The organism is Herbaspirillum sp. BH-1, assembly GCF_002870055.1.
GTDB lineage: Bacteria > Pseudomonadota > Gammaproteobacteria > Burkholderiales > Burkholderiaceae_D > Herbaspirillum > Herbaspirillum frisingense.
The window spans coordinates 152,894-166,873 of record NZ_PKOI01000004.1; the positions used below are offsets into that span (position 1 = coordinate 152,894).

Genomic DNA, 13,980 nt, shown 5'->3' on the forward strand with positions numbered 1-13,980 from the left:
ATGTCCGGCGTGTCATCTGCACCAACGGCGGCATTGCCGCTACTGTTGATCGTCGACGATGAGATCGATATCACCGATACCTATTCCATGCTGCTGGAGCTGCATGGATACCGGGTGGTGACCGCTCAGCATGGCGCCGATGCGCTGGTCAAGGCGCAGCAGGAATGGCCAGATCTGGTCATCTCGGATTGCATGATGCCGGTCATGAATGGGCTGGAGCTGTGCGCCGCGCTGCGCGCCTTGCCTGGCGGACAGAGCTTGCCGGTCATCCTGTGCAGCGGGGCGCCGGAGCGTCACGATCTGTCGCAATCCAGTCACAACCTGTTCCTGCGCAAGCCCGTCTTCTTCGACCGCCTGCTGGAAGAAATCCAGCGCCTGCTGCCTTCCTCTCCCTGATCCCCTCGGGCTGCCCGTCCTACGGCCGAGCTTGGCCGGGCGCGGGTCGGCCACGCTTTTGCTCTCCCTGACATCGACGTTTTCCCCCTGCGTGAAGGCCATGCAGGGAGCGCCTCGTCGTATTGTGCGCATGGCCAGGCGGCAATGTTGTCGAGAGTTTCAGGAATTTCCTGATATCCCGATTCTTCGCCAACCATCACCATCAGTCACAACAAGTCACCGTGACATCGTGTACGGGATGAATGACAGGAGGGATGTTGTGGCAAACAGCGACAAGCAAACGACCGTACTGGTCGTCGAAGACCATGCAGACTCGCGCGAAATGCTGTGCGAACTGCTGCGCCAAGGGGGATTGACGGTCATGGCGGCGGCCGACGGGGTGGACGCCATCGCCATGATGCAGGCCGCCACGCCGGCGCTGGTGCTGACCGATCTGCGCATGCCGCGCATGGATGGCATGGAGCTGGCGCGCTATATCAAGTCGCATGAGCGCTATGGCCATATCCCGGTGGTATTGATCAGCGCGCACCTGCCTGCGGCCAGTGCCCGCATTCCCACCATTGCTGCCTTTCTTCTCAAGCCTTGCTCGGTCGACCACCTCCTGGGAACCGTCACCGGGCTACTGCGCCAAAGCGCGCAAAGCCAGGCGCAGCGGAGTTTTCAGGGCTGAGGGGTCTGCGAGTTTTTATGATTTTATGCGCAGATATTTTCTGTATAACGTTGTGATTATGGAAAGCATCTCCCTGCCTGCAGGTGGGCCCGGATGCACGTACGGAACAGTACGCGGGGGATGCTCCGGAAGTCATAAAAACAGTTTTCATCCGGAACGCTAGAGTATGAAAGTATTAATTGTTGAAAGCGATCTCGAGTGGCGCAATTCGCTGAACGCGCATGTGGGGGAGTTGGGGTATGAAATCTCGGTCTGTTCCGCATTGGGACAGGCGCGGGATATCCTCAGGAGCCGCCAGCCCGACATCCTGTTATCCGACGTCGGTCTGCCTGACGGTAGCCTGATGCCCGAACTGGCTTCGCTGCGCCAGCATTTCCCGTCCATGGGCATCATCGTTTTGACCGCTGCCAGCCGCAGCGAAGAACGGGTGCGCTGCATGAGCGACGGCGCCGACTATACCCTGGCCAAGCCGGTCAAGCTGGACGAAGTCTCGGCCACCCTGACGGCCCTGGCGCGCCGCATGAAGACGGCGCCGCACCAGAGTTCGCCGCAGTCGGAGACCTGGGCCTTCCATCGCCGCTCGGGGCGCCTCTCCCGCAATGGGGCGGTGGCCCTGCAATTCACCGACAAGGAGAGCACCGCCCTGGCGGCTCTGCTGCAGAGTCCGAATTATCCGGTGTCGCATGGCCAGCTGTTCGACCTGCTGCGCTCCGGTGGCGAAGAGTACGACGCCCACCGCATCGACGCACTGATCTACCGTGTGCGGCAGAAATTGCGCTCGTTGCCGGAGTCGCCCATGCAGATCCGCAACATCTACGGCGAAGGCTTCCTGATGCTGCGTCGCAGTTCGTCGGTCGATATCGTGCTGGAATCCTGACCTGCCTATCGGTGGCCGGCTCGCAACAGTGCCGGTACCACCTGCTTTTGCGGGCGAACTGCCTGCTAGTACGTTCATATTAGAAGCTCGCATTGCGAATATATTGCAATGCGGGCTTTTTGCCTTCTGCAGTACTCCCAACGTGCCACCGCCGCTGATGCTGCGCAGCTTTCCAGTCACGGCAAGAAATGCTGCGCCGCGAAAGTTTTGCCGCTTTCGGGTATCATTAAGTCAGTTTCGACGCTAAATCGTATATCTCTACTCTACGTTTTTTGCTGAATCTGTCCTGCGCAGACATGCCGTCTGCGGCCACCCGACCGAAAAGATGAAGCAGGCCATCCGGCCCGCTGCGCCATTCCCATGCACATCGTGCAGCGGCGCAGTCGCGCCGGATGTCTGCTTTGCCGTTAGTGAACCATCATGACCACTTCCGCTGAATTTACCGGGGCCTTGAACGAGTCCCAGCATCGCCCTCTCACTTCCTCCGACTATCGCACCCTGGGCCTGTCGGCCCTGGGCGGCACGCTGGAGTTCTACGACTTCGTCATCTATGTGTTCTTTGCCGCCGTCGTCGGCAAGCTGTTCTTCCCGGCCGACATGCCGGAATGGCTGCGCATGCTGCAGACCTTCGGCATCTTCGCTGCGGGCTACCTGGCGCGTCCGGTGGGCGGCATCATCATCGCCCACTACGGCGACGTGATCGGCCGCAAGCGCATGTTCACGCTGTCGATCTTCCTGATGGCCGTGCCCACGCTGGTGATCGGTCTGTTGCCGACCTATGCCAGCATCGGCGTGGCCGCGCCCATCCTGCTGCTGTTGATGCGCACCCTGCAGGGTGCGGCCATCGGCGGCGAGATGCCCGGCGCCTGGGTGTTCGTGGCCGAGCACGTCCCGGCCAACCGCTACAGCTTCGGCGTCGGCTCGCTGACTGCCGGCATCACCGGCGGCATCCTGCTGGGTTCGCTGATGGGCATCTTCATCAACAGCGTCTATGCACCGGCCGAGGTGGCGGGTTACGCCTGGCGCATCCCCTTCATCCTGGGCGGCGTGTTCGGCCTGGTGTCGGTCTACCTGCGTCGCTACCTGGAAGAAACGCCGGTGTTCCGCGAGCTGGCCGCGCGCCGCAAGCAATCCACCGAACTGCCGCTCAAGACCGTGCTGCGCGAGCACCGCGCCGCCAGCATGCTGACCGCCGGCATGACCTGGTGCCTGTCGGGTGCCGTGGTGGTGGTGATCCTGATGACCCCGTCCTACCTGCAGACCGTGCATCACCTGCCAGCCAAGCCGGTGATGCAGGCCAACTGCGCCGGTACCCTGATGCTGACCATCGGCTGCCTGGCCATCGGCTGGCTGTGCGACCGCATCGGCACCCGCGCCAGCATGATCATCGGCTGGGGTGGCCTGGGCTTGTCCACCTGGTGGTTCTACGGCCAGCTGCCGGGCTCGCCCGAGTCGCTGATCTGGGGCTATGCGCTGGTGGGCCTGTTCGTGGGCAGCATCTCGCTGACCCCGATCGTCTCGACCCGCGCCTTCCCGCCGGCGGTGCGCTTCACCGGCCTGTCTTTCGCCTACAACATGGCCTATGCCATCTTCGGTGGCCTGACCCCGGTGCTGATCTCGCTGTGGATCAAGGCTGACCCGCAAGGTCCGGCGTTGTACGTGATCGGTCTGTCCATCCTGGGCGTGCTGCTGGCCTTCGTGCCGATGAGCAGCAAGGGCTACCGCGCCTGATCCGCACTTCGACATCCTGACGCCACCAGGCCCGGTGACCGCAAGGCACCGGGCCTGGTCGTTTTTGTGGATGGCTCGCGTACAATGCCGGCACCGTTGGCCGTCCCCGATCCGTCGACCATGCCCCCTTTGCCCCGTTGCGCCGGCTGGCGCTCCCTTCTCTTGCTCGTGCTGGCCGTGCTGCTGGCCTCCTGTTCACGCCAGCCCGCCGCCGAGGTCGGGCTGGCCCAGGATGTCTATGTCTGGCAGCGCCAGTGGACGCCCGCGCTGCGCAACGCCCTGTCGGCCTCCAATGCCCATGTGGCGCGCTGGCATGTGCTGGCCGCCGAGCTGGGCGCCTCCGGTGGCTGGATCGACATCCAGCCCGACGCCGCACTGCTGGCCGGTACCGGTCGGCCGCTGCTGATGACGGTGCGCATCAATGGCCAGTTGGCGCGCTTCGATGGTGCCGCCATCCAGACCCATCTGCTGGAACTGGTCGACGCCTGGCGCCAGCGCGGATTGCAGCCGGCCGCGCTGGAAATCGACTATGACTGCGCCACCGCACGCCTGCCCGAATACACCGCCTTCCTGCGCAGCCTCAAGACGCGCATCGCCCCGCTGGACCTGACCGTGACCGCCTTGCCCACCTGGCTGGCCAGCCCGCGCCTGGCCGATCTGCTGGCTGTTGCTGACGCATCCACATTGCAGGTGCACGCCGTGCAGGACCCGCGCCTGGGCCTGTTCGATGCCGAGCGCGCCCAGGACTGGATGCAGCAATATGCCCAGCGCACCCGTCGCCCCTGGCACGTGGCCTTGCCGGCCTATGGATCGCGGGTGGTCTGGAACGGGCAGGGCAGGATCGCCGCCGTCGAGAGCGAGTCGGCGCTGCTGGTCGGTGGCGTGGCGCAGGAGCTCATGGCCGAGCCACGCACCATGGCGCGCTTCGTCACGCAGTTGGAAAAAGCGCCACCGGCGGGCCTGGCCGGCATCGTCTGGTTCCGCCTGCCGACCGGGGACGATCGTCGCGCCTGGAGCCTGTCGACCTGGATCGCCGTCCTGCAGCGCAAGCCGCTCCAGGAGGGCCTGGCGGTGCAACTGGTGGCCGCCCAGCCCGGCCAGCCTGCACGCGACATCCGCCTGGACAATGCCGGCAATGCCGACGCCCCCTTGCCGCTGCGCATACGGGTGCGCCAGGGATATCCGTCACCGGCCGGACCGGTCGGGAACACCTGCACCGCTGACGGCATCAATGGCTACACGCTGGAAAACGATGCGCAGGGACGTTACCTGCGCCTGAGCCAGGCTGGCCTGCTACGCGCCGGTGCCAGTCGCACCATCGGGTGGTTGCGCTGCGACGATGCGGCCGCCCCGGATATCACACTGGAAATGGGATCCTGATGAAACGAAGCAACCCGGCCGTCCGCGTTGCCTGCGCACTGAGCGGACTGCTGGTCCTGGGCGCGGCCACGGTAGTGGCCTGTGGCCCGGACTTCCCGCTGCAGCTGCTGGACGACCGCGCCGGCAGCCTGCGCAACACCCCCGCCAATTCCTTCACCTGGGAGACCGCTCATCTGGTGACTGCGACCGACCGGCTGCAGGCCGACGAGGGCAGTGGCTATGAGCAGGCCAGTGGCAGTCCCGATGATCCGCGTTCGCTGCGCATGCTGGAGAAGGGCCAGCTGGACGCCACGCAATGGGCCGCGCTGCAGGCCATGCGCGCCGCCTCCGATGGTGAGGCCGCCTATGCCGCCGGTGCTGCGCTGCCGCCAGCGATCCGGCTCTACACTGCCGGCGCCCAGGATTTCCGTCACAACGCACTGGAACCGGCACGCCAGCGCTTCGAGGCCGTGCTGGCCTTGCCGCCGGCGCAGGCCAGCGAGCGTGCCGTGTGGGCGGCCTACATGCTGGGTCGCCTGCATGCCACGCAAGGCCAGCGGGCACAGGCCATCGCCAGTTTCGACAAGGCCCGCACCCTGGCGGCAGCGGGCGCGCCCGATCCGCTGGGGCTGGCGGTGGCCAGTTATGGCGAACAGGCGAGGCTGTTGCTGGTCGGCGCGGCGGGCGCCTGCAACTGGTCCGATTTCAACGAGGGCCGCGACTGTGGCGAGAGCATCCCGCCGGCCGATTTGAAGCAGGCCATCCGGTTGTACGCGGAGCAGGCTGCGCGCGGCTCCTATAGCGCGCCCTCCTCGCTGCAGGCGCTGGCCGCGTGGAGCCTGGCGCGCCCGGCGATTACCATGGCCCTCATCGATGATGCGGTCGCCCAGAAGCTGCTGGTGGCCTATGCGCTGGCGCGCGTGGGCGATGTCAGCGAAGGCCCGCAGATGGCCGGTAGTGACTACGACCCGGGCGCAGCCGGTAGCGGCTCCTCCGGTTATGCCGATGCCGCCCGCGGCAGCCGCATCCAGCCCAATCCGGTGCTGGTGAACCTGGTCGATGCCCTGCGCCGGCGTGGTCTGGAAAAGATCGCCGGGGCCGATCGCGTGGCTGCCCTGGCCTATCGCACCGGTCGGTATGACCTCGCGGCCTCGCTGGCCGGCCGGCAGGAGTCGGCGTTGGCCTGGTGGGTACGCGCCAAGCTGGCGCTGCGCCAGGGCGACAACGACGGCGCAGCGCAGGCCTATGCGCGTGCCGCGCAGGGATTCCCGCGCAACGATGCCAGCGTGGAACCGGGCAATGCCAATCTGCTGGTCGGCGAGCAGGGCGTGCTGACGCTCTCACGCGGGCAGTACGTGGAAGCGCTGGCGCAATTCCACCGCGCCGCCCGCCAGACCGCCCAGGCCGGCGGCAACGGATTCGCCGCCTACATTGACTATTACAACGACCTGGCCTACGTCGCAGAACGGGTGCTGACCACCGACGAATTGAAGACCTATGTGGATGCCCACGCCCCGGCTTCGCCCATGCCGGCACCGGAAGCGGTCGCCAAGGCAGCGGCGCAGCAGGAACCCGGCCGGCAGTCCCTGCGCTGGGTCGCGGTGGGCTTGTCGGCGGTCACGGTGGAAGACCGTCTGCGCCAACTGTTGGCGCGCCGTCTGGTGCGCGAGGGCAGGGTGGAAGCATCACTGGCCTACTTCCCCGATGAACGCGATGAGCGTTTCGTCGACAGCAGCTTCGACGACAACGGCAAGGAACTGCCGGTGACCTGGCGGGTACGCGCCAAGGCACGCGACTATGGCCAGGCGCTGGAGCGCGGGCAGCATGCCTGGCGCGCCAACAGTCGCGCCCAGGGCTGGTACGAGGCGGCCGTGATTGCGCGGCGTCAGGGCATGGAGATCATGGGATACGAACAGGGACCGGACTTCGCCGTCTATGGCGGCAGCTACCCCTGGGGCGCCGGACGTGGTGCAGCCCCGTATGGCGACGAGAACAGACCGCTTCCGACCACGCCCCAGTCACGAGCCCAGGCCGACCTGCCCGGGCCGCTGGTGACCGAGGGTGAGCGCCAGCGCTATGCCGCCAGTGAAGCCAAGCCCTACAAGCGCTTCCACTACCGCGACATCGCAGCGGGCTACGCCATGAAGGCGGCCGACGAACTGCCGCCGCGCTCGCAAGCCTTCGCGGCGGTGCTGTGCCAGGGTGTGAATTTCGTGTATTACGACCCGCCGCGTGCCAAGCAGCTTTATCTTCGCTATGTGCGGCAGGGTGCGGCCGTGCCGTTCTCGGCGGACTTTGGGCAACACTGCGCAGAACCGGACTTTGCCGCAGCGGCGCGCTTCCCGTATCAACAGGCCTGGCGCAGTACACGGCAGTGGGTGAGCCAGCATCGCGCGCTCAGCGCGGCGCTGTTGCTGGTCATCGTGGTCGGTGGTGGATGGAGCGTGGCGCAGTGGCGTCGCCGCCGCCGCGCCGGAAGTGCGGAAACAGGAATTAGTTGACCAGTTCGCGCTTGAGTTCGGAAATGAGGGCTGGATTCAGCGGCCCCGCGCACAGGAAGGCAGGCCATTGTCCCTTCACCAGATCCATCTCCCGCTCATCGCGGCAGAGCAGGATCACCGGCACATCGGCCAGCGTGTCCTGTGCCTTGAGGTAGTGCGCCAGGCGCAGGCCGCTCATGCCTTCCATGGCCAGCTGGGCCAGCACCAAGTCGGGCCGGTCCAGGGCGATGTGCTCGATGGCATCGTTGCCGCTGCCGGCGATCTGGATATCGATGTCGTTGATGGCCAGCCACTCGGTCAGCGCGCGGCTGACTTCGGGTTGGGAAGTGGCGATCAGGGCGGTCTTGTGCATGAGGGGCTCTCGCGATGGTCGTTGGACAAGCTCATCATGCCCCGATGGCAACACTGTCGCCATCGGGGTTTTCCTGAGGCCATCTCACCCATCCTCACGCTCTCTCACAGCGATCCCCGCAGCGACAGGCTCAGGTATTGACGATCTCGCCCCCGTTGGGATGCAGCACCTGCCCGGTCATGTACGAAGCGCCTTCGGTGGCCAGGAACACGTACGCCGGCGCCACTTCGTCCGGCTGCCCGGGGCGGCCCAGTGGCACGTTCTTGCCGAAGCTGGCGACTTCTTCCGCACTGAAGCTGGAGGGGATCAGCGGGGTCCAGATCGGCCCCGGGGCCACGGCGTTGACGTGGATGCCGGCGGGCGCCAGCTGCTGCGACAGCGAGCGCGTGAAGGCCACGATCGCGCCCTTGGTGGCGGCATAGTCCACCAGATGCTTGCTGCCACGATAGGCCGTCACCGAAGTGGTATTGATGATGCGCGCGCCCCGGGTGAGGAAGGGCATGGCTTCCTTGACCATGTAGAACATCGAGAAAATGTTGGTGCGGAAGGTATGCTCCAGCTGCTCAGGCGAGATCTGCTCGATGCTGTCGGCCGGATACTGCTGGGCCGCATTGTTGACCAGCACATCCAGACGGCCATAGGCATCCATCACCGAACGCACGGCACGGCGGCAGAACTCGGGCGACCCGACGTCGCCGGGCAGCAGCAGGCAGGGCGCATCCAGTGCCTGGACATCCTGCTGGGTCCGGCGTGCGTCTTCTTCCTCATCCAGATAGACGATGGCCAGCTTGGCCCCTTCCCGCGCATAGGCCAGGGCGACGGCGCGTCCGATACCGCTGTCGCCGCCGGTGATCAGGGCCACCTTTCCCGCCAGCCTTCGTCCGGGTTCGCCGGCCGGTGCGCTTTGCGGGCGGGGTTGCATCTGCTGTTCGTCACCCGGTTGCCGGGATTGCTGTTGGGCAGGAATGCCTGCGGGTTTGCTATCGCTCATGCGGACCTCCATGTTGAACGCACATGGTAGGCGGGTGGGATGCTGCGGTATGTAGGTGCGCGCCGGGATCCGCGCCCGGTCCCTGGCCGACGCCGATGCCGGAAGCACTGAAGCTGAGCTCAGTGCACGAAGCCGCCCTTGATGAAGCGTACCGGTTCGGCGTCCATGGCGGCGATCAACTGGTCGATGCCGCTGGCATCGGCTGGCCCCGCGCCGGTCGGCGTCGCTGCGCCAGCCAGGGGCGAGCGGCACAGCATGTCGCTTTGCGACCAGGCGCCACCGCTGCTGCGGGCGCGCAGCCAGCCATCCCGGTCGGCGATCAGTTCGGTGCCGGGCAGGCGTTCTTCGGCAATCCCGGTGACGATGGCAATGGCACGCAGGGCGCTGGCGTCGGTGCTGCTGCAATCGATGGCACCGACCGCCCCGGTGGAACCGCCGGTGGCTGCGCCCAGCAATACCGATTGCAGCCGTGGGTCCTCGCCCGGAACATCGTTCGCGCCCGCGGCCCCCACCACCAGGCGGATGCGCTGCCCTTGCCACTGGCGCAGGTGGGTCACCGCTGAGCGCCGGCAGCCCACGGCCAGGTCGGGCAAGGCGACCGGGCGCGGCCAGCTGCCGGTGTCGCGGAGGGCGACGCCGGCAGCATTGGCTTTCATGTAATCGATCAGTGCCCAGCGTTCTTCCACGCTGGTGCGCTCGGCAAAGCCCGGCATCTGCCCCTTTCCATGGCGCAGGCTCCAGTAGAGATCGCCGTCAAAACGCCGCCACAGCAGACCGCTGGACAGATTGGGCGGTGCCACCGGCAGTGACAATGCCAGCGGGGTATTGCCGCGTCCGTCCGCACCGTGGCAGGCCAGGCACTGGCTGCGATAGAGCTGTTCGCCGCGCACGATGCTGGCGGCCGTAGAGGCATGGGGAGCGCTCTGGAAGCTGGTCGGGGTGGCTGCCGTGGTGATCAGGCTGGCATCGGGCCAGGGCGCAAACCAGGTCAGGACGACGGCCAGCGCCAACAGCAGCCAGCGGCGACGGCGCCAGAACAGCGCCAGGCACAGCAATAGCAGCGCCCCGCCCAGCCAGGCCAGTGCCAGCAGCAAGGCACGCGCCACGCTGCGGTCGATCAGCATCACCTCGCCCGACAGGCGCAGGGCAAACGGCCAGGCGGGCTGGCCGTCGAGTTGCGGAGCCAGATGCAACCAGGCGAGCACTTGCAGCAAGCCTTGCTGCAGCCCCTGCATGGCTTGCAGCATGAGGTTCAGGCAGGCGTCCCAGTCGAACTGCAGGCGACTCATCGCGGTGTCTTACCAGCTGTCATCCAGTCCCAGGTGGCGCAAGGCCTCGTGTCGCAACTGCGCCAGCAGCGGATCCCCGCGATGGCGCGGATAGGGCAGGTCGACCTTGATCTCGGCGTGGATGGCGGCCGGCCGCTGGCCGAACACGATCACCCGTTGCGCCAGGAACAGCGCCTCTTCCACGTCGTGCGTGACCAGCAGTGCCGAGAAGCGACGTCGTTGCCACAGGGCCACCAGTTCGCTCTGCATGGCCAGGCGGGTGAGCGAATCGAGCTTGCCCAACGGTTCGTCCAGTACCAGCAGTTGCGGATCGTTGACCAGCGCCCGCGCCAGGGCCACGCGCTGGGCCATGCCGCCGGAGAGCTGATGCGGGAAGGCGTCGGCGAATTCATCCAGGCCCACCAGCGCCAACGCATCGTCCACGCGATGACGCTGTTGTTTCAGCAAGCCGCGTGCCTGCAGGCCCAGGGCGACGTTGTCCCACACCGTGCGCCAGGGGTAGAGCGTCGGGTCCTGGAACACCACGATGCGCGAAGGATCGGGCCGGGTGATGGGCTGCCCATCCTGCAGGATGCGGCCGGTGGTGGCCGGTTCCAGCCCGGCCACCAGGCGCAGCAGGGTGGACTTGCCGCAGCCGCTGGGACCGAGCAGGGCCACGAATTCTCCGGGCGCGACGGTCAGCGAGATATCGTCCAGCACCTGCAGCAGGCCTTGCCCCCCTTTTCGCTCGAACCAGTGGCTGACCTGGGCGATGTCGATGTGGGCGCCGGCAGTGCCGGTCTCGGCCTCGGCGGCGGTAAGGGTGGTGTTCACGGCGGATGGGGTGCTTACCATTTGACGGTTCCTTTCTGCCATGACAGGGCGTGGTCGCGTACCTTGAACAGGAGCGTGATCAGGCCCGAGCACAACACGGCCATCACGAACAGCGCTGCATACATGTTGCTGTAGGCGGCCCAGCCTTGCGCCCATTGCAGATACCATCCCAGACCGGCCTTCACGCCCATCATCTCGGCGGTCACCAGTACCGAGAAGGACGCACCGAGGCCCATGAACAGTCCGACGAAGACCTGCGGCAGTGCTGCCGGTATGGCCACCCGCAGCACCAGGAAGCTTTCCGATGCGCCCAGCGTGCGGGCCACGTCGTAATAGCTCTTGTTGACGGCGGCCACGCCCGACCAGGTCAGCACCGCAATCGGGAAGAAGCTGGCCAGCGCGATCAGGAACACCGCCGCAGCATAGCTGGACGGCGCGAAGAAGAAGGCCAGCGGCAGCAGTGCCGAGGCCGGTACCGGTCCCAGGAAACGCAGCACCGGATGCACCCAGTAGCCGGCGATGCGCGACCATCCTATCCACACCCCGACCAGGAAGCCGACCAGTGCACCGCTGGCGAATCCATGGGCCAGCAGCCGCAGCGAATGGGCGGTGGAGAGCCCCAGACGCGGCCAATCCTCGCCATAGACTTCGATGAGTGCCTGGGGCGGAGCAAAGAAGGGCGTCGGCAGCAGGCCCAGCTTGGCCGTGAGGATCTCCCACACCAGCAGCAGCAACGGCAGGGCCACCAGCCATTGGCCGGCAGGACGCAGCAGATGCACCAGGCGCGCGGTAAAGCTGCCGCCGGCCGCCAGCAGTTCCAGCACGCCGGCGATCACCAGGGCCACGTAGCCGAATTCATCGGTGTAGGCCCAGTCGGAAAATCCCACTTCCTTGTTCGGCCATTGCAATACCAGTGCGCCCAGTGCCAGCCAGGTCACGGCGGCCAGCAGGCCGCTGCGCCACAGGGTGGCCCGTGGCGTAGCCGATAGCCGCGCGGGTGACGATGGTGGCGATGCGGATTGGGAGGCAGATCCGGCCTGGTGCGGCAGGCTGTCGGTGGTGGTGGTCATGTCATGCTCCGGTTGGAATGGATGGAAGACGCTCAGGCCAGCACATCCACCGTCACGTGACTGGCGAAGCGCGCCGGGTCGGTGCTCTTCTTGAGCACGCCGGCGGTGTGGAAGTCGCGTGCGAAATATTCCACTTCGGAGCGCAGCACGGAGCCGGTCGGATGGTTGTGATAGGTCAGGTCGGTCAGCAGGGCGCGCAGGTCTTCCACCGGGATCTTGGGCGAATACTTGGCGTACAGCTTGGCGGCCTCATTGGGATTTTCGGCCACGTATTCGGAGGCCTGGATGATGGAGCGCACCACGGCCGCAGCGGCGGGACGGTTGTTGCGCACGAATTCGCCGCGGGCGCCGGTGATGCAGCAGATCTTGTCCTTGTATTCGCCCGTGGCGTTGTTGCCGATCTCGGCAAAGACGCCGCGGTTGCGCTTTTCGATCAGATAGAGATTGGGGTCGCCATCGGCGATGGCCTGGATCTCGCCCTTCTTGACCGCCACGTCCAGCAGATCGGCAGGGTAGACGCGCCATTCCACGTCTTTTTCCACGTTCACGCCGCGCTTGGCCAGGTGGATGGCAAAGAAGTTCTTGGCCGGGCTGTTGATGTCGGACACCCCGATGGTCTTGCCCTTGAGTTGCTTCCAGTCGGAAACGCCGGCTTCCTTCACCCCCAGCATGCGCAGGCAACCGCCGTGGGCCGAGCCGATTACCTTGACGTCGAAACCGGATTCGAGCGGCTTCAACCAGCGGTGGATCAGGCCGACGCCGACATCGGCCTTGCCGGTGGCCAAGGCTTCCAGCAACTGGTCGGTGGATCCGCCCCAGTTGAGCAGTTCGACCTGCAGATTGTTCTGTTCGAAAAAGCCTTTTTCCTGCGCCACCACCACCGGCGAGAGGCAGAAGGCGACCTGGCTCCAGGCGAAGGTGACCTTCTGTGGCGGCCCCGCCGACCAGGCCTGACGGGCAGCCAGCGTGCCGCCGAGGCCGGCCAGGGCAGCAGCGCCACCGGCGCGCAGCAGGGAGCGGCGCACGTGGCTGGGTTGTTCTTCTTGTTCGGACAGCAGCAGGTCTTGGGTCATGATGGTGGGCTCCGCAGGTGGAAAGGATGGGCGTGGCTGGTGCAGGCAGAGCCCCCCAGCATGTGCAGAACGACAATATGCAACAGCCCTTCTTCATCGCAAACGAACAAGTTCGAAGATGGATATGCGACAGGAAGTGCTTATCGATATGCGGATTGCTTCCTTGTCGCTGCCTGACCATGGCGGGACACTTGCTCCCCGATTCCGCATCATCCACCCCTGCCCGCGCGAGGACCCCATGACATCCCTGAACCATTACCTGAGCGAAAAACGTAGCGCAGTGCTGGCCCGAGAAGCCTTGATCGACGCCGGCAACGCCGGCCCCACCCAACTGGCCGCGCGCGTTACCGCCGAAGGCCGCAGCGGTGTGCGCCGCATCCGCATCCGCGATCACCAGGTCATCAGCGACAGTCCGCCCGATTTCGCCGGCTACAACCTGGGACCGAGCTCCCCGGAATTGCAATTGGGCGTGCTGGGCTCCTGCGTGACTCACATCTTCCTGATCCAGGCGGCGCATCGGCAGGTAGCGGTCGATTCGCTGGAAGTCGAGGTCAGTGGTCGCATCGATCCGCGAGGCGGTCGTCCCGGCCATGAAGACATTCCGATCTGGCCGCACGACATCGGCTATGTGGTCCATCTGGAATCACCGGCTCCGGCGGCCGATGTGCAAGCGTTGTTCGAAGCAGTGGAAGCGACTTGCCCCATCCTCAACCTGTTGAAGAACCCGCAGCAGATCCGCGCCGAGCTGCGTCATCGCCAGACCGAGGCCGCCGACACCCCCGGCGATGGTCATGGTGCGGAAAACGTCATCGCCTGAAGTGCCCTGCGCCGGCCGGACGGTGACGAAACAAATGATTT

General features: G+C 65.8%; 13 protein-coding genes. 7 read left to right on the forward strand and 6 right to left on the reverse strand.

All coding sequences use genetic code 11. The features are described 5' to 3' along the window. From HBH1_RS07470 to HBH1_RS07495, 6 genes are all read left to right on the forward strand, one after another. The gene (locus tag HBH1_RS07470) at nucleotides 1-396 is read left to right on the forward strand and encodes a response regulator (protein WP_102662211.1); all 396 of its coding nucleotides are present in this window, start codon (nucleotides 1-3) and stop codon (nucleotides 394-396) included. A gap of 259 nt (nucleotides 397-655) precedes the next feature. Beyond that, complete coding sequence (locus tag HBH1_RS07475; protein WP_102662212.1) at nucleotides 656-1,066, forward strand: response regulator; 411 nt, start codon at nucleotides 656-658, stop codon at nucleotides 1,064-1,066. 166 nt (nucleotides 1,067-1,232) lie between these two features. Further along, nucleotides 1,233-1,943 (forward strand): response regulator transcription factor, encoded by a 711-nt coding sequence (locus HBH1_RS07480; RefSeq protein WP_102662213.1) that lies wholly within the window; start codon nucleotides 1,233-1,235, stop codon nucleotides 1,941-1,943. Nucleotides 1,944-2,363: 420 nt separating this feature from the next. After that, nucleotides 2,364-3,674, forward strand: coding sequence for an MFS transporter (locus HBH1_RS07485; RefSeq protein WP_102662214.1), 1,311 nt, complete (start codon nucleotides 2,364-2,366; stop codon nucleotides 3,672-3,674). Nucleotides 3,675-3,794: 120 nt separating this feature from the next. Next, entirely contained in the window at nucleotides 3,795-5,054 is a 1,260-nt protein-coding gene (locus HBH1_RS07490; RefSeq protein ID WP_233207554.1) for a DUF3142 domain-containing protein, read from the forward strand. Then, nucleotides 5,054-7,534, forward strand: a complete 2,481-nt coding sequence (locus HBH1_RS07495; RefSeq protein WP_102662215.1) for a hypothetical protein — start codon at nucleotides 5,054-5,056, stop codon at nucleotides 7,532-7,534. Before HBH1_RS07490 ends, HBH1_RS07495 begins: the two co-directional genes overlap by 1 nt. Here the strand turns inward: HBH1_RS07495 and HBH1_RS07500 are convergent. The 6 genes from HBH1_RS07500 to HBH1_RS07525 all read right to left on the reverse strand — a co-directional run bounded on the left by HBH1_RS07500 (nucleotide 7,527) and on the right by HBH1_RS07525 (nucleotide 13,122). Then, complete coding sequence (locus tag HBH1_RS07500; protein WP_102662216.1) at nucleotides 7,527-7,886, reverse strand: response regulator; 360 nt, start codon at nucleotides 7,884-7,886, stop codon at nucleotides 7,527-7,529. The two genes, HBH1_RS07495 and HBH1_RS07500, sit on opposite strands and share 8 nt — an antisense overlap. A 130-nt stretch (nucleotides 7,887-8,016) precedes the next feature. Next, nucleotides 8,017-8,877, reverse strand: coding sequence for an SDR family oxidoreductase (locus tag HBH1_RS07505; protein WP_102662217.1), 861 nt, complete (start codon nucleotides 8,875-8,877; stop codon nucleotides 8,017-8,019). A 119-nt stretch (nucleotides 8,878-8,996) separates the two neighbouring features. Further along, nucleotides 8,997-10,166 carry a c-type cytochrome gene (locus HBH1_RS07510; protein ID WP_102662218.1) on the reverse strand — a complete coding sequence of 390 codons (1,170 nt, stop codon included), beginning with the start codon at nucleotides 10,164-10,166 and terminating at the stop codon, nucleotides 8,997-8,999. Nucleotides 10,167-10,175: 9 nt separating this feature from the next. Further along, nucleotides 10,176-11,000 carry an ABC transporter ATP-binding protein gene (locus HBH1_RS07515; RefSeq protein ID WP_208399244.1) on the reverse strand — a complete coding sequence of 275 codons (825 nt, stop codon included), beginning with the start codon at nucleotides 10,998-11,000 and terminating at the stop codon, nucleotides 10,176-10,178. Further along, the gene (locus HBH1_RS07520) at nucleotides 10,994-12,049 is read right to left on the reverse strand and encodes an ABC transporter permease (RefSeq protein ID WP_102662219.1); all 1,056 of its coding nucleotides are present in this window, start codon (nucleotides 12,047-12,049) and stop codon (nucleotides 10,994-10,996) included. Before HBH1_RS07520 ends, HBH1_RS07515 begins: the two co-directional genes overlap by 7 nt. A gap of 32 nt (nucleotides 12,050-12,081) precedes the next feature. Further along, on the reverse strand, nucleotides 12,082-13,122 hold the full coding sequence (locus HBH1_RS07525) for an ABC transporter substrate-binding protein (protein WP_102662220.1): 1,041 nt from the start codon (nucleotides 13,120-13,122) through the stop codon (nucleotides 12,082-12,084). 238 nt (nucleotides 13,123-13,360) lie between these two features. Between HBH1_RS07525 and HBH1_RS07530 the strand changes: the two genes are divergently transcribed. Beyond that, nucleotides 13,361-13,939: an OsmC family protein gene (locus tag HBH1_RS07530; RefSeq protein ID WP_102662221.1), complete on the forward strand. Its 579-nt coding sequence runs from the start codon at nucleotides 13,361-13,363 to the stop codon at nucleotides 13,937-13,939. The last annotated feature ends 41 nt before the right edge of the window (nucleotides 13,940-13,980 follow it).